Origin of the sequence: Bacillus sp. JJ675 (assembly GCF_036963165.1) — a bacterium.
In the GTDB taxonomy this organism is placed as follows: Bacteria; Bacillota; Bacilli; order Bacillales; family Bacillaceae; genus Bacillus; species Bacillus glycinifermentans.
This window is the reverse complement of sequence record NZ_JBALMR010000044.1, coordinates 17,922-40,006: the sequence shown is the minus strand read 5'-3', so window position 1 is coordinate 40,006 and position 22,085 is coordinate 17,922. Positions and strand designations below refer to the sequence as shown.

Here is a 22,085-nt window from a genome sequence, read left to right as displayed (position 1 = left end):
CCTTGAACCGGAATGCCGCCTGATGCAATGATGCGCTGGAGGTCTTTGCGGGTGATCCGCCCGCCGGCTCCTGTTCCTTCCACTTGTTCCAAATCGATGTTATGCTCTCCCGCCAGGCGCAAAACTGCCGGTGAATAGCGCTTTTTGTTCGGCGCGTCTTGCGGCTCTGCTTTTGGCAGTGCCTCTGTATTATGTTCCTCTGTATCCTGAGGGGTTTCCGGCTTTGATTCTTCATTTGTTTCGACGTTGCAAATGACATCTCCGACCTGCAAGGTCTCTCCTTCTTCTGCGACAAGCTCTTTGATCGTTCCCGTAAAAGAGGAAGGCACTTCAGCGTTGACTTTGTCCGTCATAACTTCAGCGATCGGGTCATATTTATTGACGCGATCCCCGACGCTGACAAGCCATTTGCTGATCGTTCCCTCGGTTACGCTCTCTCCGAGCTTGGGCATTGTCATCTGTTCCACTGCCATACGATTGTCCTCCTTTTCTTAGCTTTAAAACTCTGCGAGTTCTCTCATCGCTGCTTCTGCTTTTTCCGGATTGACCATAAAATATTTTTCCATCGACGGCGCATACGGCATTGCCGGCACATCAGGCCCTGCCAGCCGCTTGATCGGCGCATCCAGATCAAAGAGACAGTGCTCAGAAATGATCGCGGCGACTTCGCTCATTACGCTGCCTTCTTTCGTATCTTCAGTCATAAGGAGCACCTTGCCCGTTTTGGAAGCTGCTTCAATAATCGCTTCCTTATCGAGCGGATATACCGTTCTTAAATCGAGGATATGAGCGGAAATTCCGTCCTTCGCAAGCCGCTCAGCCGCCTGAAGAGCAAAGTGAACGCACAATCCATAAGTAATGACTGTGATGTCTTCGCCTTCCCGTTTGACGTCAGCTTTGCCGATCGGCAGTACGTAATCGTCATTCGGCACCTCGCCTTTTATAAGGCGGTAGGCTCTTTTATGCTCAAAAAACAGCACTGGATCCTCATCGCGAATGGCCGCTTTTAAAAGCCCTTTTACATCATAAGGCGTGGAAGGCATGACGATTTTCAGTCCAGGCTGATTGGCAAACACGGCCTCTACGGACTGAGAATGGTACAGCGCTCCGTGAATGCCTCCTCCGTACGGCGCCCTGATGACGATCGGACAGTTCCAGTCATTATTCGACCTGTAGCGGATTTTTGCCGCTTCCGAAATAATTTGGTTGACAGCGGGCATGATAAAATCAGCAAACTGCATTTCCGCTACCGGTCTCATGCCATACATGGCGGCACCGATTCCGACCCCGGCAATCGCCGATTCGGCGAGCGGCGTGTCCATGACCCGCTCTTCCCCAAACTGATCATATAGGCCGGCTGTCGCTTTGAAGACTCCGCCTTTTTTTCCGACGTCCTCGCCGAGAATAAAGACGCGCGGGTCTTTTTCCATTTCCTCTTTTAAAGCCAATGTAACAGCATCTATATACGACATTACAGGCATTGGTTTTCCCCCCTACTCCGCATAAACATGCCGCAGCGCCTCTTCAGGATCGGCATACGGAGCATGCTCAGCATAATCTGTTGCTTCATTGACGATATTCGCAATCTCGTCTGCTATCGCTTTTTCTGACTCTTCGGTAAGAAGTCCGGCTTCTATTAAATACTGCGCGTATGTTATGATCGGATCCTTTTTCTTCGCTTCAGCCACTTCTTCCTGGCCTCTGTAGCTTCTGTCGTCATCATCGCTGGAGTGAGGGGTCAGCCGGTATGAAATCGTTTCGATCAATGTCGGGCCTTCGCCTCTTCCAGCCCGCTCCCTCGCTTCTTTGACCACCTTATACACCTCGAGCGGGTCGTTTCCGTCAACCGTAATCCCGGGCATTCCATAGCCTACGGCACGGTCGGAAATCTTCTCGCATGCGACCTGCTTTTCGTACGGAACGGAAATAGCGTATTTATTGTTCTCGCACATGAAAATGACAGGAAGCTTATGAACCGCGGCAAAGTTTGCCCCTTCATGAAAATCGCCCTGATTTGAAGAGCCTTCGCCAAATGTCACAAATGTAGCGATATTCTTGTTGTCCAGCCTTCCTGCGAGAGCGACGCCGACGGCGTGCGGAACTTGTGTCGTCACCGGAGAAGAGCCCGTGACGATCCGGTTTTTCTTTTGCCCGAAGTGGCTGGGCATTTGTTTTCCTCCAGAGTTTGGGTCTTCCGCTTTCGCGAAAGCGGAAAGCATTAAATCCTTTGCCGTCATTCCAAACGCGAGCACGACGCCCATGTCTCTGTAATAAGGCAAAACATAGTCATTGTCGCGGTCTAAAGCGAAAGCAGCGCCGACTTGGGCCGCTTCCTGACCTTGGCAAGAGATCACGAAAGGGATTTTGCCTGATCTGTTCAGCAGCCACATCCGCTCATCGAGCTTTCTTGCCAAAAGCATGGTTTTGTACATATCGATTGCCTGTTCATCTGTTAATCCCACTGCTTCGTGACGATTATTGCTCATTTTTTTCACTCCTTTATGCTTTTTAAAAATGAATCGCTTTTCCATCAACCGCAAGGGCGGCTTCTCCGATGGCTTCAGAAAGCGTCGGATGCGGATGGATCGTCTGGCCGATTTCCCACGGCGTCGCATCAAGCACCTTTGCAAGCCCCGCTTCGGAAATCATGTCCGTCACATGCGGGCCGATCATATGGATCCCTAAAATATCGTCAGTATCCTTGTCAGCGACGATTTTTACGAAGCCTTCCGTTTCTCCGTAAACGAGCGCTTTTCCGATCGCCTGAAACGGGAATTTGCCGACTTTCATATTTCGTCCCTCAGCCTTCGCTTCTTCTTCCGTTAAACCGACCGACGCCGCTTCAGGACTTGAGTATATGCATTTTGAAACTAGAGAGTAGTCCATCTGATGAGGCTCTTCGCCGGCGATATGTTCGACGGCGGTTATGCCTTCATGGGAAGCGACATGGGCAAGTTGCAAACCGCCGATGACATCGCCGATCGCATAAATATGGGACTCTTTCGTCTGGTACATGCTGTTTGTCGAGATAAACCCGTTTTCGACTTCAATATCCGTGTTTTCAAGTCCGATCCCTTCGATATTGGCCTGCCGGCCGACTGAAATGAGCATTTTTTCAGCCGAAAACGCAAGCGTTTCACCGTCTTTTTCGGCTTGTATGCTGATTCCCTCTCCCTTTTCGAGGCTGTCAGGCAGCACTTTTGCTCCCGTGATGATCTTGATGCCCTTTTTCGTCAGGCGGGTTTGCATTTCTTTTGATATGTCCGCGTCCTCGGTCGGCAAAATCCGCTTCGCGTATTCAATGACCGTGACATCAACGCCGAAGTCGTTGAGCATGGAAGCCCACTCGATGCCGATGACACCGCCGCCGACAATCACGATGGACGCCGGCAGCTTCTCGAGTTCAAGGGCTTCGTCAGAAGAGAGGACGCGTTCGCCGTCCGGCTCGAGTCCTGGAAGCGGGCGCGGCCTTGAACCGGTGGCGATGATGACGTTTTTCGGAACGAGCATTTCGTTTTCGCCCCCGTTTGCCATCTCAACTGACACTGTTCCCGGCATCGGGGAAAAGATCGACGGTCCGAGAATCCGTCCGATTCCTTCGTATACATCGATTTTCCCTTTTTTCATCAAATGCTTCACACCGTTGTAGAGCTGGTCGACAACCTTTTGCTTCCGGTTTTGAACCCGGGAAAATTGAAGATTAACTTCGGGAATCATCACCCCGAATTCTTCCGCTTTTTTCGCGGTTCGGTAAACCTCTGCGCTTCTCAAGAGCGCCTTGGACGGAATACAGCCTTTGTGAAGGCATGTGCCGCCAAGCTTTTGTTTTTCAACAACCGCTGTTTTCAATCCGAGCTGTGAAGCTCTGATTGCGGCTACATATCCGCCCGTTCCGCCTCCGAGAATCACGAGATCATATTCTGTTGCCATGACTTTCCCTCCTCTGGTTCGGATACTCTTTCGCTTCTTCTTCCCCGTTTAGCACCCGAAAAGCGCCTTCGGCCAGAGCTTGAAGCTCGTTTTCGCCGGGGTAAACGACGACATCCGAAATCCAGTCTATGTATTTTCTGATCGAGGAAACAAATGTTTTTCCGTAAGCCAGTCCGCCCGTCAGAATGATAACGTCTACTTCCCCTCTTAATACGGCGCTGGCCGCGCCGATTTCTTTCGCAATTTGATACGCCATCGCTTCATAGATAAGCGCCGCTTTTTGGTCGCCTTCCTGAATCATTTTTTCGACTTTCACAGCGTCGGTCGTGCCGAGATAGCCGGAAAGTCCACCGCCGCCGACGAGCATTTTCATCAGCTCATCGCGCGTATATTCGCCGGAAAAGCACAAATCGATAAGGTCCCCGGCCGGAATGGTGCCGGCCCGCTCAGGGCTGAGCGGACCTTCACCGTGGAGGCCGTTGTTGACGTCGATGACCCGACCATGGCAATGGACGCCGATCGTAATGCCGCCTCCCATGTGCGTAATGATCATTTTCATGTCTTCATAGCGCTTGCCAAACTGCCAAGCCGCTTTTCGGGCCACCGCTTTTTGGTTGAGGGCATGAAAGATGCTCCTTCTTTCAATAAGCGGAGTGCCGGAAATTTTAGCGACATCCGTCATTTCATCGACGACAACGGGATCGACGATAAAAGCCGGAATATTAAGGCCGTCGGCTATTTCTCTGGCGATGATCCCTCCGAGGTTTGAGGCGTGCTCGCCGGCATAGCCGTTTTTTAAATCCTCAATCATCGCATCATTCACTTCGTATGTCCCGCCTTTGATCGGCCGGAGCAGGCCGCCCCTTGCGCATACGGCATTCAGCTTCGAAATATTGATGCCCTGTTCGTGCAGCGTTTCTAAAACGGCCTGTTTTCTTAATGAATATTGGTCAGAAATCGTCTCATACTGTTTCAGCTTTGCCTCGTCATGGCGGATTGATTTTTCAAAAATGGAACGGTCATCGTGAAAAACGCCGATCTTGGTAGATGTTGATCCCGGGTTAATGACGAGAATACGTTTTTCCTGTGCCTGCATTTTTTTGACCTCCAGTGATAAGGGGTAGTGATATTAGCGTCTGCTTAAAATGTGCTGCCCGTTTTGCAAAAATTGGCTTCTTGAACGGCGCATCCGCTCAATCCGCTCTTCGGCAAGCCTGTCTGCCGCCAAGTAAGTTGGAATGCCGTCCCGTTTTGAAATGTCAAGGACCCTTTCGATGTTAGCGTAAATTCCTTCGACTTTTTTGAGGGCGCGCTCCGCATTGTAGCCGTAAAGTTCATCTGCGACGTTGATGACGCCGCCGGCATTGATGACATAATCCGGCGCATAGACGATGCCCATGTCGTGAATCAAATCGCCGTGGCGGGTTTCTTTCAGCTGATTGTTGGCCGCCCCAGCTATCACTTTTGCTTTGAACTGCGGAATCGTATCATCGTTGATGGTCGCTCCAAGGGCGCATGGCGCATAGATATCGCAATCCTGTGAATAAATATCGTCAGGATCGACGGCCCTGGCGCCAAAGTCAGCGACGGCCCGCTCAACCGCTTCTTTGTTAATGTCTGTCACGATCAGGCTTGCGCCTTCTTCATGAAGGTGGCGGCAAAGATTGTACGCCACATTTCCGACGCCTTGGACGGCAACTGTTCTGCCTTCAAGGGAATCCGTTCCGAACGCTTCCTTCGCCGCGGCTTTCATGCCCTTATATACACCGTACGCTGTGACTGGGGAAGGGTTACCCGAAGAGCCGAAGGCAGGGGAAATTCCCGTTACAAAATCCGTCTCATCATGGATGATATCCATGTCTTCAACTGTCGTCCCCACGTCTTCAGCTGTAATGTATCTGCCGTTCAACCCTTGAATGTAGCGGCCGAAAGCACGGAACATTTCCTCATTTTTATCTTTGCGCGGATCTCCGATAATGACCGTTTTGCCCCCGCCGAGGTTCAATCCGGCAGCTGCGTTTTTGTAGGTCATCCCCCTTGCAAGGCGAAGCGCGTCTTCGATAGCGGCCTCTTCGCTTTCGTATGTCCACATTCTCGTACCGCCCAAAGCCGGCCCGAGCGTCGTGTCGTGGATCGCGATAATCGCTTTTAACCCGGATTCTTTATCCTGGCAAAACACCAATTGTTCATAATCGTACTGTTCCATATATCGAAATAGTTCCATGTATTATTCCTCCTCTTGTCGTGCTTCAGACGTACACAGCGCCAAAGCGATTGAATACAATTTGTTTTCCGCGGAATCGGCCCTGCTTGTTAAAGCGATGGGCGCTTTTGCACCTGCCAAAATAGCTCCCACTTTTGCACCCGCAAAATGAATCAGCGATTTGTAAAGCACATTGCCTGTTTCTATGGAAGGAACGAGCAGGATGTCAGCCTGGCCGGCCACGATTCCGGAAATGTTTTTGTGCCTGGCGGCAAGCTCGGAAATCGCATTGTCCAAAGCAAGGGGCCCATCGACGAAGCAGTCTTTAATTTGGCCCCGCTGATTCATCTGCGTTAAAGCAGCCGCATGTAATGTGGCTTCCATCGCGGGATTCACCGTTTCAACAGCGGCAAGACAGGCGGCTTTCGGCGTTTGTACACCGACCGCTCTAGCCACGCGAACCGCATTTTCTAAAATCTGTTTCAATTCTTCAAGCTTCGGATGGATGTTCATCGCCGCGTCTGTTACATATATCAGCCTGTCAAAGCCTTCCACTTCAAACGCCGCGACATGTGACAGCACATGTGAGGAACGCAAGCCGTATTCCTTATTCAAAACGGCTTTCAGAAGAACTGCAGTCGGAACGTGCCCTTTCATCAGGACATCTGCATTGCCGTTCTTTACGGATTGGACCGCAATTTTCGAGGAAGCTTCCGGCGTTTCCGAATGGATGATATCGACGTGCCGTTTTGGAATATCCAGCTCTTTCATCATATGCCTGATCTTTTCTCTGTGCCCGATCAGCAAAAACCTGGCAAATTGCTTGTCAACCGCAAGTTTGACGGCTTGCAGCACTTCGTCATCTTCTGCATGTGCGACGGCAACTGTTTTATTTTCCAGTTCCGCCGCTTTTTGAAATAGTTGTGTCAGCTTCATAGTACCCACCTTTCTAAGCAAACATCCGCCCTCTTATTCATGCAAGTTTCGTGCCAGTCAGAAAAAATGATCAGACTGGCGTTCCCGCCTAAAACCCTGCACAAATTTGCAGTGAGAGATGCAGATCATTGCATGCTGTCTTTTGCAAGATGGTATTTATCCATTTTGTAATAAAGGTTGCGGATGCTGATGCCCAGCGCTTTTGCCGTTTTCGTTCGATTGTATTGATGTTTTTCCAGCGTCTCTTTGATCACATGCGCTTCAAAACGTTCAACAGCATCCGAAAGCTTCTCGTTTTCGATGTCGGCAAAAGCCGGGCCGGTTTCAGCCTTTTTCCTCGGACTGTCTGCTTCAGGGAGATGTTCAAGGTCAATCCACTCCATCTGCGGTTTTAAAAAGATCATCGCCCGCTCGAGGACGTTTTCAAGCTCCCTGACATTTCCCGGCCATTTTCTTGCAGTTAGCGATTTAAGAGCTTTTTTCGTAAGTCCCTTTACATTGCGGCCGTATTCCTGATTGATTTTTCCGATTAAATGGCGGCTTAGGGCTTCAATATCCTCTTTTCTCTGCCTAAGCGGCGGAATCGAAATCGGATAGCGATTGATGCGGTAATATAAATCTTCGCGGAATCTGCCTTCGGCCAGCGCTTTTTCAATATTGACGTTGGTCGCGGCAATAATTCTGACGTTCACGGAGATCGGCTTTGTCCCGCCGACCCTGACGATTTCTTTTTCCTGAAGAACGCGGAGCAGCTTCGCCTGCGTACTCGGGGACAGTTCGCCGATCTCGTCGAGAAAAATGCTTCCGTTATTAGCCTCTTCAAAAAACCCTTTTTTCCCGCCGCGCTTTGCGCCGGAAAAAGCGCCTTCTTCATAGCCGAACAGCTCTGATTCAAGCAAAGATTCCGAAATAGCCGCACAGTTTACCCGGACAAACTTATTATACTTTCGGTCACTTTCGTTATGTATCGCATGGGCGAAAAGCTCCTTCCCCGTTCCCGATTCACCCCTGAGCAAAATCGTGGCAGGCGTTTTCGCCCCCAATTTCGCCTGCTCAAGAGCCACAAGCATTTGCTCGCTGGACCCGATAATGTCGGCAAATGTGTATTTCGCTTCAAGCGTGCGGATGATCTGGCGCGCTCTGTTCAATTCCTTCGTCAGCAACTGGATTTCGGACACGTCCTGTATGACGCCGACGCTGCCTTTTAAAATCCCGTCGACGATAATCGGCGCAACGTTGACGATCACTTCTTTCTTATTCGGGCCGACCTTCATTCTGGCGCCTCTGACAGGCCGCCTTGTTTCGAGCACTTTCAAATGCATGCTTTCGCCTTCGGATATATCGGTACTGGCTGGCTTTCCGATGACCTCATCTTTTGTCAGGCCGGTCATTTTTGTATACGCCCTGTTGATCATCATCCCGATTCCGTTCTCATCGACGACGGAAATCGCTTCATCAGACGACTGAATGATCGCTTCAAGCATCGTTCTGACTTCCTTCAGGTTTGTCACCTCTTCAGCCAGTTCAACCGCGTCCGTAATATCTTTAAAAATGCTGAGCGCGCCTAACAGCGTGCCGCCGTCATCAATAATCGGAATCCTCGTCGTTACAATCTGCCTGTTCGGCTTTAAAAACTGTTTTTGATTGTATTCCGGCTCTCTCGTGTTGAGAATGCGCGGAAGCTTCGTCGTCGGGATGACCTTTTGAATGTGCTGGCCGATCGCTTCCTCCCGTTTTGTACCTGTCATTTCCTCGGCCATTTTGTTAAACAGGATAATTTCTTCATTGATATCGATAAAAATCATGCCGTCATTCATCGAATTAAAAATCCGGTCGTGTTTGTATGTCTGTTCTTTTAGCATTTGGATCAGCTGCTGCTTTTCATTCATCAATTGAGAAATGATATAAGCGAGCGAACCCGGCACAACGATCGTTCTTTCCGTTTTTTTGCGGACTAGCTGCTTCAATACGCCGGGATCTCCGGTCGTTTCAATAATGATATCGATCTGCTGATCGATGTAAGGCAGCCAGTCCAGAGCGGTTTCAATACCGTTTTTTTCGGCAATGAGCAGTCCCGGCGCCTTCGGATTTTTGTCGATGACGGCCGCGATATGCATCGTTTTCGTCTTCAGCAGCAAGTCTAAGAGAGCACTTCCCCCTTTTCCAGCACCTACAATCAGTACCTTTTGCTTCATCCCTTTACCCCTTTGTATGAAAAATTTTGCACACTTAAACGTTCTCTTGCAACAATTTGCACAACACCTATGTTATCACGTTTTCCTTTCTTGACAAACTTTTTTTTCAAATAGACAATAAAGGAAAATGATTGGTAAGGGGATTGGGTGTATGGGGAGACTGGTCGCACTGCTGATTTTGCTGATTCCGGGCTGCTTGGCAGCGCTGGGGATTAAATTGATGCGAGACACTGTATTCGGCGTACTCATCGGCCCGTTTCAAATTCTTTGGCTCCAGGGGCTGACAGGACTAATATGCTTCTGTATAGGGCTTTACCTGTTAGGAGGCTTCATCCTGTACAGAGACAGAAAACGAAACCATGTAAGTGCGCGCTTTAGAAAAAAACAAAACGGCCCCGGGGCATAAAAAAGCCGCAGATCAACATCTGCGGCTTTTTTCATCACATGCTTTCCTTCAGTTTCATCGCTTTTTCGGGAAAATCGGTAAAAAATCCGTCTGCCCCGGCAGCAATCAGCTCCTTCATATCCTCCTCGCGATTGACGGTAAACGGCCTGACCGCTTTGTTCTGTTTATGAGCATTTGCGATCGTATCCGGCGACATCGAGCGGAGATACGGATGGAACCCGGATGCCGGAATCATGTCTACGTATTGTTCAGGCTTATAAATGACATCCATGTAAAGCGCAGCCAATTCGATCTCCGGGTTCAGCTTCCGGCAATGGGCGAGACTTTCATGGTTAAAAGAAGAGATGATGATGCGGTCCCCGAGCTTATAGTCAGAAATAAGCGCCATCACTTTTTCTTCCATCCCATCATAGCGGACAATGCTGTTTTTCAGCTCCACATTGACGAGAAAATCGCCTTTTGCCGCCCAGTCAAACACCTCTTCAAGGGTCGGCACCGTGACAAAGCCGGTCTTTTCGGAAAAGCGGAAACTTGCATCCCCCTGCCTGATCTCATCGTATGTAAAATCTTTAATATAACCCTTTAAAGAAGTCGTCCTGTCGAGCTTCTCATCGTGAATGACGACAAGACGCCCGTCTTTCGACATCTGTACGTCAAGCTCGATCCCGTCGGCGCCAGATGCAGCCGCGCGTTCAAATGCAGTCATCGTATTTTCAGGGTATGTCCCTGAAGCGCCTCTGTGCGCAAATATTTTCGTCATGTAAGTTCACCTCTGAATGAATTAACGATCCACCCTCATTATGAAGGTCTTATGATGTTCTTTCCACACTTAGGCCTTTTTTTAACATAAACATTACAAAAATACAAAGACGGTTCCTTTTTTCAAGACGGACTCAAATACCGCCAAACAGGCGTTTTTCAGATTGACGCTTTCATTTTGAAGCAGGCAGTTTGCTGGATTCAGCAAAAGAAAAATAATCCCTTATATTCCCTTTACAAAAAAATTTATTTATGCTATAATTCACTATTATAATATTTCTGTATATAATAAGATTCTCCTGGCCGGGGGAATCTTATTTTTTATGCAGGAGGAGCAGGAATGAAGCCAAACGAGTCAAGTTTAACTTCCCTAATATCAGCATTTGGAAGAGCCTATCACAGTCAATTTGATGCACCGAAAATTTTCGATGATTTCATTGCAAAAGATCTCATTTCCGAAAAAGAGTTTTTAGACATCAGCGAGAATATGATTCAAGGAATACAGTTTTTCAACAGAGACATTGCCCAAGAATTTCAGGACGACCGAGAAAAAATATTAAAATGGATTACACAAGTCCAGCTTTCGCCGACGCCATTGGCACGTGCAGCGTATTGCGAAAGCGTGCTGCTTCATGAAGCCACGCTGGGACTAACACAGTACGTCATCCTCGGAGCCGGGCTGGATACGTTTTGTTTCCGGCATCCAGAGCTGAAAAACAGCTTCCAAGTCTTCGAGGTGGATCATCCATCCACACAGGAATTCAAAAAGAAACGGCTGGAAAATACCGAATATGACATTCCGGATCATCTTCATTTTGTTCCGATGGACTTTACCCGGGAGTTTTCGTATCAAAGTCTGATAGATGAAGGATTCGAAAACGAAAAAACCTTCTTCAGCCTTTTAGGTGTTTCTTATTATTTAACGAAAGAGGAAAATGCAAACTTGATCAGCCGCTTATTTTCTAAAGTCCCATCAGGCAGTTCCATCGTATTTGATTATGCGGACGAACGGCTCTATGAAGAAAAAGGAATATCCAACAGAGTTGAAAATATGGTGAAAATGGCTGCAGCAAGCGGAGAACCGATGAAATCGTGTTTCTCTTATGAAGAAATCGAGAAGCTGCTGGAAGCCTCAAGCTTGCTCATTTATGAGCATCTAACGCCTGACGCGATAAACGACCGTTTCTTTCGCAATCGAACGGATGATTTATCTGCTTTCGAGACGATTCATTACATTCATGCCGTAAAAAAATAATGTTTTGGTTTTGCTGCCGCTCAATGATGCATTGAGCGGCAGTTTTTTGGCGCGAATTTTATTTGATAGACAAGAGATTATTTACAGACTTCGAAGAGCTACGTCCCGGCGAACCATTAACATCGAAGTAGAGACTTTTTTTATTTGGATGTTTTTCTAGAGTCTTCAAAGGAGAATGTTTTTATCTCCGCCGGTTACATAATGGAAACTAAATTCTACGACACCCGGCTTTCGCATCAATTGTGAAATTATTTCTTCCCACCTTAAAATGCCAAAAACTGTAACCTCTCCGTTTTTAATGCGGAACTTATGATTGATATCCTCTTCATCACAGTCCTTAATTATTGGAAAATCAGCTATTGCCTCTGTACAAGCTATACTTTTTCTCGTCATCTGTGGGCTCCCCATCAAAATAACCTTTCCACTTTAGCGTTTCATTTTCTAACTTTACTGCGGGCCCCCTTAATTTGTTTGGCATTGCCCCCAATAAAGCGTAATGGCAACTGATTATTAGGTTATTCATTGTTGGTTCCGTATTTCACCTCAATAACAACAAGCTGTAATAAAAGGATGTCATTTCGTACTGGCCACTAAAAGGCGCAAAAAAATACCCCGTCTAAAAAGACGAGGTTAAAAACCCTCTGTTACATTCATTGCAATTACAACGAATTAGCCATCAGAAACAAGGGCGGCAATTATCCACAATCCCCGCGCCACAACACGCTTAAGAAGCCTTATGCTCCAACCGCAGCTTATCTGCGACCATCGCGATGAATTCGCTGTTCGTCGGCTTTGCTTTTGACATGCTGACGGTGTAGCCGAACAGAGAAGAAATGGAGTCGATGTTGCCTCTGCTCCATGCGACTTCGATGGCGTGGCGGATCGCCCGTTCGACCCGGCTTGCGGTCGTGTTGAATTTTTTGGCGATGTCCGGATACAGCACTTTTGTAATGCTTCCGAGCAGTTCAATATCGTTATACACCATGGAGATGGCTTCTCTCAAGTATAGGTACCCTTTAATATGGGCGGGAACGCCGATTTCGTGGATGATGCTCGTGATGCTGGCGTCCAGGTTTTTCTTCGGCGATTCAGGCTGCGGCCGGAGGACGCTGCTTTGAACCGAAGGGGCGCGGTGTGTCATTTGAGAACCGTTTCCGCTGACTTGGCGGATGTGACCGACGAGATTTTCCATATCAAACGGCTTCAGAATGAAGTACGATGCGCCTAAATCCACGGCTTTTTTCGTTACGTCTTCCTGACCGAAAGCAGTCAGCATAATGACGTTCGGCTGTTTTTTAAGCTGAGATTCCCGCAGCCTTTCCAAAACGGCCAATCCGTCTAGATGAGGCATGATAATATCCAGTACGAGTACGTCAGGCTCCTTGTCTTTAAACAGAGAAAGACATTCCTGTCCGTTATATGCCACGCCGATCACTTCCATGTCGTTTTGACCCTCGATATATTCACTTAATAGGCCGACAAGCTCCCTGTTATCATCAGCAACACATACTTTAATTTTCTCCACGTTTCTTCCTCCCCAAATGTGTATGTTGATAAAATTCATCAATCTTTTTCTAATATGTTTAATTCGACAGCGCCGCATTATTCCCTTTTAAAAAAAATGATTTTTCCAATATTAGTGGTATATCTTGCTTTTTTTCGGTTTTTTTTAGATTTTCTCGTTTTTTCGACTTGAAATGAAGCTTGACAAACAGAGGAACGTGAATTTGTCGAAAAATCTTTTCATCCCTATTTTAACGTACGATGATCAAGAATGAAAGGTGTAATCAAAAACTGCCGGGGATCCCGGCAGTTCAGCTCGCTTTATCCTTTTTGTAAATATCGATCCCCGCTTCAGAAAGCATCCATTCGATGTGAACGCCGTAGCCGCTTGTCGGATCATTGACGAAAACGTGGGTAACCGCTCCGATGATTTTCCCGTTTTGGATAATCGGGCTCCCGCTCATTCCTTGAACGATGCCCCCGGTTTTATTGATGAGTCTCGGATCGGTAATTTTCAGCACCATTCCCTTTGTGGCGGGAAATTTTTGCTGTGTTGTGCTGACGATTTGGATATCGAATTTCTCAACTTTGTCGTTTTCGATGACCGTTAAAATTTGTGCCGGTCCTTCTTTGACTTCGTTTGAAAATGCAATCGGAATGGCTTTGTCTGAAATGCGGTTTTTGATTGGCTGATGAAGCGTCCCGAATATTCCAAAAGGACTGTTTCTGTTAATGTCGCCGATGACCTTTCGTTCTGATGCAAAACGGGCCAGTTTTTCTCCCGGATTTCCGCCTGTTCCTTTTTCGATTGATGTAACGGTTGATTTTACGATCTGGCCGTTTTCAACGACGATCGGCTTTTTTGTATCCATGTCGGAAATAACGTGGCCCAACGCCCCGTATTTTTTCGATTTCGGCTCATAAAAGGTCATCGTGCCGATTCCGGCAGCCGAGTCCCTGATATATAAGCCGATTCTGTACTTGTCTTCAGCCTGATCCTTTTCCGGAATAAGCTTTGTCTTGAGCTCCTGTTTATCCCTTTTGATCAACAGGTTCAGTGTCTCTCCCGTTTTCCCCGCCTTTTGGATAAAAGGGGTGATGTCATTCATTTTTTCGATTTTCGTTCCGTTGATTTCTGTGATAATGTCGCCTACCGCGATTCCGGCTGCTTCACCGGGTGATTTTTTTCCGTCATTTGTATTGATTTGATGAAAGCCGACAACCAATACCCCCACAGAGTGAAGCTTGACGCCGATCGACTGCCCGCCGGGTACGACTTTAAGCTCGGGCAGAACATTTACTTTCGTTTTTTTGACAGGAAATCCGGCAAAGTCATAAACAAGCTCTGCCTTTCCGTTTTGTTCGCCTTTTATTTCCACTTCGCCTTTATTTTCTTTTAATGTGAACGCTTCTGATGATTCGTCTTCGGGTATGCTGACGGATAAGCCGGTTTGAACGGCATGTGAATCCGCCTCAAAAATGTTCATGTTTTTTGGTATTTCAATGTATTCTTTCACCGGTTTGTAAAATCCTACACTTATTAAAGAAACAAGGAGAATTATACCCACAGCTTTTCTGATTTTTTCAACATCCACCTTTTCACTCTCCTCGCACCTAACCCACACCATAAAATTTCTTTCGCTACATCCATTACTTTTGCCTTTCTGACGGTGATTTATAACTGTGAGCGCGAGAAAAACATTGGATAAAATGATAAAGAAACGTTTGTATAAGAAAAATGCGGATCAAGTCAGGCAAACATGGAAAGATAAAAAATAAGCTGTTCGTGTTGAACAGCTTATCCGGTCGTTTTGACGAGTTTGGCCTGCTGCAAAAGCTCTTTTGCGTGGCGTTTCGTCAGATCCGTGACTTCGACGCCGGCGATCATCCGGCCGATTTCCGATATTTTTTCCTGTTTTGACAAAGGGGTGACGCTTGTCGTCGTTCTCCCGTCTTTAGACTGCTTCGTAATCAAAAGGTGCGTGTCCGCCATTGCTGCAACCTGCGGCAAATGGGTGATGCACAGCACTTGAGAGCCGATCGACACGCGATGGATTTTCTCGGCGATCGCCTGCGCCACCCTTCCGCTTACACCAGTATCCACTTCGTCAAAAATGATCGATGTGACGTCCTGCTGTGCGGAAAAAATGCTTTTCATCGCCAGCATAATCCTTGACAATTCGCCGCCTGAAGCGACTTTTGACAACGATTTCAGCGGTTCTCCAGTATTGGTGGAAATCAAAAAGCGGACGGTGTCAACGCCTTGCTTTGTCAGGTGAACGGGCGTTCCGTTGACAACAGGCGCGACTTCTCGGGCATCGGCTGTTTTGATCTCAAATTCGGTATCGAACGTTGATTTTTCCATGTACAGCTCTTTTAGTTCGCGGTGAATATCTTTGGCGAGTTTTTTCGCCCATGCTTTTCTGATCTCTGACACATTCATCGCTTCGATCGCGACATCCTGGCCGACCGACTCAAGCTCCTCTTTTAAAGCCTGCAAGTGGCTGTCCCGGTTTTGAATGCGGTCGATTTCTTCTTCGATTTTAGCCGAATAGGCTTGAATATCTTCAACTGTGGCTCCGTATTTCCGCTTCAGCTGTTTAATTTCGTTCAGGCGGGATTCAATGAAATCGAGGCGGGCAGGGTCGTATTCCAATTCGTCGAGCATGTTTCTGATTTGAAACGTCGAGTCTTCCAGCGTGTAGTAGGCGTTTGCGACGGATTCGGATATTTTCTTCAGTCCGTCATTGATGCCAGACACGTTCTCAAGCTCGCTTGAAGCCATGCCGACCCAATCGAGGCCCGCCTGCTCATTGCGAAGCGCATTGTAGGCATTTTGCAAAGCTTCGTATATTTTCTCAAAGTTGGAAATCTGCCGGCGCTCTTCTTCTAAAAGCTCGTCCTCTTTCGGCTCGAGATTTGCAGATTCGATTTCGTCAAGCTGAAATTGGATCAAGTCGAGTCTGTGAGCCATTTCCTGTTCGCTTTCAGAAAGCTGCTTGACCTTGTTCATGACGTTCATATAGCGGCCGTACACTTCCTGATACGCTTTCAGCGCTTTTTCGATTTCCTCTCCGGCATACCGGTCCAAAAGCTCAAGGTGATGATCGTCTTCCATCAAAAGCTGGTTATCGTGCTGGCCGTGGATGTCGAGTAAAAGCCTTCCGACTTCCCTCAGAGCGGCGATCGTTACGAGCTTTCCGTTGACACGGCAGATGCTTTTGCCGTTGGCGTTAATGTCACGCCTCATCACGATCATGCCGTCTGATGCTTCGATTCCGAGCTCCCTGCACATATCAAAAACCGGATGCCCCTCATCCAGCAGAAAAAGCCCTTCCAATTCCGCCCGTTTTTCTCCGTATCTGACAAATTCCGATGATCCTCTGCCGCCGACGAGCAGCGAAATCGCATCGATAATGATTGATTTTCCGGCGCCGGTTTCACCGGTCAAAACCGTCAGTCCTTTTTCAAAAGAAATCGTTAGTTCTTCGATAATCGCAAAGTTCTTGATCGATAATTCAGCTAACAAGCTTTTATCGCACCTCTTTTCAGGCTTTCTTTATAAAAGCTCCAATATTTTTTTCTGCACGGTCTCCGTATCGTTCGGCGTCCGGCAGATGATCAAAATGGTATCGTCCCCGCAGATCGTCCCGAGGATTTCCTCCCAATCCAAGTTGTCCATCAGCGCGCCGATCGCCTGAGCGTTTCCCGGCATTGTCTTGAGGACGATCATATGGCTTGCCGAATCGATTTTGACAAACGCATCCATTAATGCCCTTTTTAATTTGGACAGGGGGTTAAATCGCTGATCGGCAGGCAGACTGTATTTATACGTGCCGTTGTTTGTCGGAACCTTGACCAAATGAAGTTCTTTAATATCGCGGGATACGGTAGCTTGTGTCACATTATAGCCGTCTTTCTTTAAAATATCGACGAGTTCGTCCTGTGTCTCGATTTCATGCGCGGTAATAATTTCCCTGATTTTAATATGCCTTTGACCTTTGTTCATATAGCACCTCGGTTTATACAGGTATTGTGTATGTTTATACAAATATGTTATCTGATTTTAAAGAAAAAGTACACGATTACAGTAAAAAAGGAATAATAGCCCGCTATTATTCCTTTTCATCCGATTTTTTCGCTTTTAATGTCTTGTGGGCTTCTTCGACAATTTGGTTGACCATCCCCTCGGGAATCGCCGCACCGGGCTTGCCCTGCCCGGTCCACTGCAGATGAAGGAGAAATTCGATATTGCCGTCACCTCCGGTAATCGGGGAAAACGATGCATTTTTGCAGTCATATCCTTCCTGCGCGGCAAACCTGCTGATGTCATTCAGCACTGCGTTATGAACAAGGGGGTCACGGACAATGCCCTTTTTCCCCACGGATTCGCGGCCTGCTTCGAATTGCGGTTTGACGAGCGCCACGCAATCGCTTCCGGGAACTAAAATCGTCTTCAGAACCGGCAAGATGATTTTCAGCGAAATGAACGAAACGTCTATCGTCGCAAATTCCGGCAGACCTTCCGTGAAATCGGCAGGGGTGCAATACCTGAAATTGGTGCGTTCCATGACGATGACCCGTTCATCCTGCCGCAGCTTCCATGCGAGCTGGTTATAGCCCACATCAACGGCATACGAGCATGCGGCTCCGTTTTGCAGGGCGCAGTCCGTAAAGCCGCCGGTTGATGAACCGATGTCAATCATCGTTTTGCCGCCTACGGACAGGTTAAATTCCTTCAGCGCTTTTTCGAGCTTTAGACCGCCTCTGCTGACGTATTGCAACGCCTTTCCTTTAATCGTCAGCGGAATGGTGCGGTCAACCTTTTCGCCCGGTTTGTCCAGCCTGTTTTCATTCGTATAGACGATTCCGGCCATAATCGCCCTTTTCGCTTTTTCGCGGGTTTCGATTAACCCTCTTTCTACAAGTAAAACGTCTAGCCGTTCTTTTTTTGCTGTCATGATCCAATTCCTTTATGTGTCTTTACGGGTGTCAACAGTCTGATTCGTCTGATGACATCTTCCTTTGTCAAGCCGATCTCTTCAAGAAGCTTTGCAACGCTTCCGTGTTCGATGAAGCGGTCAGGTATCCCCATTCTGTCAATCATCGGGCTGTATGATTGATGGTCATGGGCAAATTCAAGGATCGAGCTGCCGAATCCGCCTTGAAGAACGGCTTCTTCGATCGTTAAAATCGGAAGGCCTTCGTTTAAGATGCCTTTGAGCATGGCTTCGTCAAGCGGCTTGATAAAGCGGGCATTCACCACTCTGACGGAGCGCCCTTCTTTTTGAAGATCTTCTGCTGCATCAAGCGCCATTTGAATGGTCGTGCCGAAGGTTAAAATCACTGCGTCAGTTCCGGGCCTCAGAACTTCCCATGTTCCGATCGGAATCGTCTTCAGCTCTTTATCCATTTTAACGCCGAGGCCGTTTCCGCGCGGGAAGCGCATGGCGATGGGGCCGTCATCGTAGCGGATCGCCGTGTTGACCATGTGCTGGCCTTCATTTTCGTCTTTCGGCATCATCAGCACAAGATTTGGAATGTGCCTTAAAAAAGCGATATCAAATACGCCTTGATGAGTTTCGCCGTCAGCGCCGACGAGCCCCGCCCTGTCAATGCCGATGAACACGTTTAGGTTTTGCCGGCAAATATCGTGGACGACCTGGTCATAGGCGCGCTGAAGAAATGTCGAATAAATCGCGAGAAACGGCTTCATGTTCTGTGTTGCAAGGCCGGCCGCCATCGTTGCTGCATGCTGTTCGGCTATCCCGACGTCAAACATTCTGTCGGGAAATTCGCTTGCGAATCCTTCAAGCTTGGAACCGACCGGCATGGCCGGGGTGATGGCGACGATTCGTTCGTCTTCCCTTGCAAGCTTCCGGACCGTTTCGCTGACAAGGGCGCTCCACGACGGAGCGGCGGCCTTCGGTTTGACAAAGTCTCCCGTATCGATTTTATATGGACCTGTGCCGTGCCATGTTCCGGTTTTGTCCGCTTCGGCAGGCTTATAGCCCTTCCCTTTCTTCGTAATGACGTGAAGGAGTACGGGCCCCTTCGTTTTCTTCGCATACTGCATATTTTCAAACAACTCTTCATAGGAATGGCCGTCTACAGGGCCCAGATACGTAAAACCGAGCTCTTCAAAAAACATCCCGGACACTAACAGGTACTTCAGGCTGTCTTTGACGCGCTCAGCCGTCGCAGCAAGCTTTCCGCCCACGGCCGGTATGCGCTTGAACAAGTATTCAAGTTCATCTTTCACCCATTGGTATTTACCCGCCGTGCGCAGCCTTCCGAGCATGGAATGAATCGCTCCGACGTTCGGGGCGATGCTCATCTCATTGTCATTCAAAATGACGATCATATCTTTTTGTTCGTGTCCGATGTGGTTTAGCGCTTCAAGCGCCATTCCGCCCGTAAGAGCCCCGTCGCCGATGATCGGGATGATATACTCGTCCGTACCTTTTAAATCCCTGGCAACCGCCATTCCCATCGCTCCGGAAAGAGAAGTTGAGCTGTGGCCTGTTTCCCAGATATCGTGTTCGCTCTCGTTCCGCTTCGGAAAGCCGCAAAGGCCTTTATGCTGGCGCAATGTCGCAAATTCCTTTCCGCGGCCGGTCAAAAGCTTGTGAACATAAGATTGATGCCCGACATCCCATAAAAATTTGTCTTTCGGGCTGTTAAATTCCCGATGAAGAGCGATCGTAAGTTCGACAACGCCAAGGTTAGGACCGATGTGGCCTCCCGATTCAGAAAGCGTTTCAATTAAAAATCGGCGAATCTCAGCGCTCAAGCTTTCCAGTTCCTGAATGGAAAGATGTTTTAAAAACGTAGGGTCTTTTATAGATAACAGATCCAATCGGATCAACTCACTTTCAGATGATTTCTGCAAGTATGCGCCTTGCTTCAAAGATTACAATTTATTCAAAAAAGGATATCATCCTTTTTATCAGCTTGAATTATTATATGATGAACCCACCCTTATGCGCAAACTTGCATATGCGGACGCTTCAGTCTGAAAAAACAGCCGCTAACACATCGTGATAACGGCGCGGCGTTTTAAAGTTCAACTGTTAACATTTTATCATAACCACTCTTTTATACTCAAATGGGAACCGCAGCATCAATGGTCGCGGTCTGCAATCATATCGCACAGTTCATACAGCAGCTTTTTTTCAAGCGAGAGCTCTGAGATCAGCCGCTTCGCCTTTTCGATATGCTCGTTGAGCTTTTGTTTGGCCCCTTCCACCGACAGAAGCGACGGATAGGTCGATTTTCCGTTCGTCGTATCAGATCCGATCCGCTTGCCGATTTTATCCTCTGAGCCTTCTAGATCCAAAATGTCGTCCCTGATTTGAAAGCCGATCCCGATATGATGCCCGAATTCGCGAAGCTTTTCAATCTCTTCTTCCGGCGCGTCCGCAAGAATCGCTCCCGCAATTACGCTGAAGCTGAGGAGTTTGGCCGTTTTTCCTTCATGAATCGATTGAAGCTCTTGTAATGACACGGGTTTTGACTCCGCTTCCATATCCAAAATTTGGCCGCCGACCATGCCTTCCGCACCCGCAGCAGAGACGAGCTCATTCACAATCCTGAGCCGCTTTTCAGCCGGGACGTTAAATGAGACGTGTGTGGTAATCATTTTAAAGCTTTCCGTCAGCAGAGCATCGCCTGCAAGCACTGCCGTCGCTTCGCCGTATATTTTATGGTTTGTCGGTTTTCCTCTTCTTAAATCATCGTCGTCCATGCAAGGAAGGTCATCATGGATCAGCGAATACGTATGGATCATTTCAACCGCACAGCCGACCGGTATGCCGTCCTCTTCATGCTTTCCGTATGCATGAAGAAGAGCAAGCACCAAAATCGGCCTCAGCCTTTTTCCTCCAGCTTCCAGAGAGTAAAGCATGGATTGTTTAAGGGTTGCCGGCGCTTGTAGCTCTTGAATATATAAAGGAAGACGCTGTTCGATTAACGCTTTTCTCGTTTTTAAAAATCCTTCTAGCTTACTGGTCACCTTTTTCCTCCTCCCGAACGCTGAAAGGAGCCAATTCCCCGTTTTCCCGCAAAATGTAGTCCATCTGCTTCTCTACATGTTGCAGCTTTTCGTGGCACATCTTCGAAAGAAGCATGCCTTCCTGGAAATAATCGATCGCTTTTTCCAAAGGCACGTCCCCTTCCTCCAGTTTTGATACGATTTGTTCAAGACCTTTCATGGCCTCTTCAAACGTTATTTCTTCCTGATTATTTTTCTTTTCTTCAGCCATTTGTTTCGCCTCTCTTCTGACGTACTTCACAGGCCAGCGTCCCGTCTTTTAATTTGACTTGGATCTCGTCATTTTCCTGCACCTGTTCGATACTTTTGATCAATTCGTCTTCTTTATATGTCAGACTGTACCCTCTTTCCATGACTTGAAGAGGGCTCAATGCATTCAGTTTACCAAGAACCGTCTGAAACTGCGAATGAATCTGCTTGAGCTGCACGCTCATATTCCGTTTCAGCCGTTCTGTCTGTTCCCCGTGCCGTCTTCTCGCCTGCCTGAGCTGTTCTTCCGGATGGCGCATCTGCAATTTGTACGACTGCTCGCTCAGCTTCTGCTTTTTCCGGTCCAAGGTCAGGACGATCTGCTTTTGAAAACGGTCGAATATAAGGTCAAACTCCTGTTCCTTTTGGGCGTACAGCCTTTTCGGATAACGAAAAGCATATGAGGATTGAAGGTAATTCAAAAGCTCCTGCCGCTTTCGCAAACCCTGCTGCATCGCTTTTGTCATTCGGACATCCAGTGTTTTCAGACGCTCCATCAAATCAAGCATATTCGGGACGGCAAGCTCGGCGGCTCCCGTAGGGGTTGCTGCGCGCAGATCGGCAGTAAAATCGCTGATCGTAAAGTCGGTTTCGTG

The 22,085-nt window shown here is 47.9% G+C and carries 21 protein-coding genes; 2 read left to right on the top strand and 19 right to left on the bottom strand.

Features of this window, described 5'->3' with window-relative positions:
* The 8 genes from V7126_RS12300 to V7126_RS12265 form a co-directional block, all read right to left on the bottom strand.
* Positions 1-473 (bottom strand): biotin/lipoyl-containing protein (locus V7126_RS12300; protein ID WP_335497624.1); only part of this gene is annotated, 473 nt, incomplete at its 3' end.
* 24 nt (positions 474-497) lie between these two features.
* Entirely contained in the window at positions 498-1,481 is a 984-nt protein-coding gene (locus V7126_RS12295) for an alpha-ketoacid dehydrogenase subunit beta (RefSeq protein WP_046131861.1), read from the bottom strand.
* A gap of 12 nt (positions 1,482-1,493) precedes the next feature.
* A complete protein-coding gene (locus tag V7126_RS12290; RefSeq protein WP_099047113.1) occupies positions 1,494-2,486 on the bottom strand; it encodes a thiamine pyrophosphate-dependent dehydrogenase E1 component subunit alpha in 993 nt (330 codons plus the stop codon).
* A gap of 22 nt (positions 2,487-2,508) precedes the next feature.
* Positions 2,509-3,930 (bottom strand): dihydrolipoyl dehydrogenase, encoded by a 1,422-nt coding sequence (gene lpdA, locus V7126_RS12285; RefSeq protein WP_175077331.1) that lies wholly within the window; start codon positions 3,928-3,930, stop codon positions 2,509-2,511.
* Positions 3,914-5,026, bottom strand: a complete 1,113-nt coding sequence (buk, locus tag V7126_RS12280; protein ID WP_175077332.1) for a butyrate kinase — start codon at positions 5,024-5,026, stop codon at positions 3,914-3,916. Before buk ends, lpdA begins: the two co-directional genes overlap by 17 nt.
* A 33-nt stretch (positions 5,027-5,059) precedes the next feature.
* Positions 5,060-6,154: a branched-chain amino acid dehydrogenase gene (gene bcd, locus V7126_RS12275; protein WP_046131864.1), complete on the bottom strand. Its 1,095-nt coding sequence runs from the start codon at positions 6,152-6,154 to the stop codon at positions 5,060-5,062.
* Positions 6,155-6,157: 3 nt separating this feature from the next.
* Positions 6,158-7,069 carry a phosphate butyryltransferase gene (yqiS, locus tag V7126_RS12270; RefSeq protein WP_175077333.1) on the bottom strand — a complete coding sequence of 304 codons (912 nt, stop codon included), beginning with the start codon at positions 7,067-7,069 and terminating at the stop codon, positions 6,158-6,160.
* Positions 7,070-7,194: 125 nt separating this feature from the next.
* Entirely contained in the window at positions 7,195-9,264 is a 2,070-nt protein-coding gene (locus V7126_RS12265) for a sigma-54-dependent Fis family transcriptional regulator (protein WP_335497623.1), read from the bottom strand.
* Between the two features lie 151 nt (positions 9,265-9,415).
* Here V7126_RS12265 and V7126_RS12260 point away from each other — a divergent pair, with 151 nt between their 5' ends.
* The gene (locus V7126_RS12260) at positions 9,416-9,670 is read left to right on the top strand and encodes a DUF2627 domain-containing protein (RefSeq protein ID WP_335497622.1); all 255 of its coding nucleotides are present in this window, start codon (positions 9,416-9,418) and stop codon (positions 9,668-9,670) included.
* A gap of 34 nt (positions 9,671-9,704) precedes the next feature.
* Here V7126_RS12260 and V7126_RS12255 read toward each other — a convergent pair whose 3' ends face one another.
* On the bottom strand, positions 9,705-10,430 hold the full coding sequence (locus V7126_RS12255) for a glycerophosphodiester phosphodiesterase (protein ID WP_046131868.1): 726 nt from the start codon (positions 10,428-10,430) through the stop codon (positions 9,705-9,707).
* 339 nt (positions 10,431-10,769) lie between these two features.
* Between V7126_RS12255 and V7126_RS12250 the strand changes: the two genes are divergently transcribed.
* Entirely contained in the window at positions 10,770-11,684 is a 915-nt protein-coding gene (locus tag V7126_RS12250; RefSeq protein WP_175077336.1) for a class I SAM-dependent methyltransferase, read from the top strand.
* Between the two features lie 165 nt (positions 11,685-11,849).
* Here the strand turns inward: V7126_RS12250 and V7126_RS12245 are convergent, their stop codons facing one another.
* The 10 genes from V7126_RS12245 to V7126_RS12200 form a co-directional block, all read right to left on the bottom strand.
* Positions 11,850-12,077, bottom strand: a complete 228-nt coding sequence (locus tag V7126_RS12245) for a hypothetical protein (RefSeq protein WP_175077337.1) — start codon at positions 12,075-12,077, stop codon at positions 11,850-11,852.
* A 331-nt stretch (positions 12,078-12,408) separates the two neighbouring features.
* On the bottom strand, positions 12,409-13,209 hold the full coding sequence (gene spo0A / locus V7126_RS12240) for a sporulation transcription factor Spo0A (protein ID WP_048353339.1): 801 nt from the start codon (positions 13,207-13,209) through the stop codon (positions 12,409-12,411).
* A 289-nt stretch (positions 13,210-13,498) separates the two neighbouring features.
* Positions 13,499-14,815, bottom strand: a complete 1,317-nt coding sequence (spoIVB, locus tag V7126_RS12235) for a SpoIVB peptidase (protein WP_046131872.1) — start codon at positions 14,813-14,815, stop codon at positions 13,499-13,501.
* A gap of 170 nt (positions 14,816-14,985) precedes the next feature.
* A complete protein-coding gene (gene recN, locus V7126_RS12230; protein WP_046131873.1) occupies positions 14,986-16,716 on the bottom strand; it encodes a DNA repair protein RecN in 1,731 nt (576 codons plus the stop codon).
* Between the two features lie 30 nt (positions 16,717-16,746).
* Positions 16,747-17,196 carry a transcriptional regulator AhrC/ArgR gene (ahrC, locus tag V7126_RS12225; RefSeq protein ID WP_046131874.1) on the bottom strand — a complete coding sequence of 150 codons (450 nt, stop codon included), beginning with the start codon at positions 17,194-17,196 and terminating at the stop codon, positions 16,747-16,749.
* A 106-nt stretch (positions 17,197-17,302) separates the two neighbouring features.
* Positions 17,303-18,148, bottom strand: a complete 846-nt coding sequence (locus tag V7126_RS12220; protein ID WP_046131875.1) for a TlyA family RNA methyltransferase — start codon at positions 18,146-18,148, stop codon at positions 17,303-17,305.
* Entirely contained in the window at positions 18,145-20,046 is a 1,902-nt protein-coding gene (gene dxs / locus V7126_RS12215; RefSeq protein WP_175077338.1) for a 1-deoxy-D-xylulose-5-phosphate synthase, read from the bottom strand. Before dxs ends, V7126_RS12220 begins: the two co-directional genes overlap by 4 nt.
* A 264-nt stretch (positions 20,047-20,310) precedes the next feature.
* A complete protein-coding gene (locus V7126_RS12210; protein WP_175077339.1) occupies positions 20,311-21,201 on the bottom strand; it encodes a polyprenyl synthetase family protein in 891 nt (296 codons plus the stop codon).
* A complete protein-coding gene (locus V7126_RS12205) occupies positions 21,191-21,451 on the bottom strand; it encodes an exodeoxyribonuclease VII small subunit (protein WP_046131877.1) in 261 nt (86 codons plus the stop codon). Before V7126_RS12205 ends, V7126_RS12210 begins: the two co-directional genes overlap by 11 nt.
* The coding region (locus tag V7126_RS12200; RefSeq protein WP_335497621.1) for an exodeoxyribonuclease VII large subunit at positions 21,444-22,085 on the bottom strand (642 nt) is incomplete at its 5' end. The genes V7126_RS12200 and V7126_RS12205, both read right to left, overlap by 8 nt.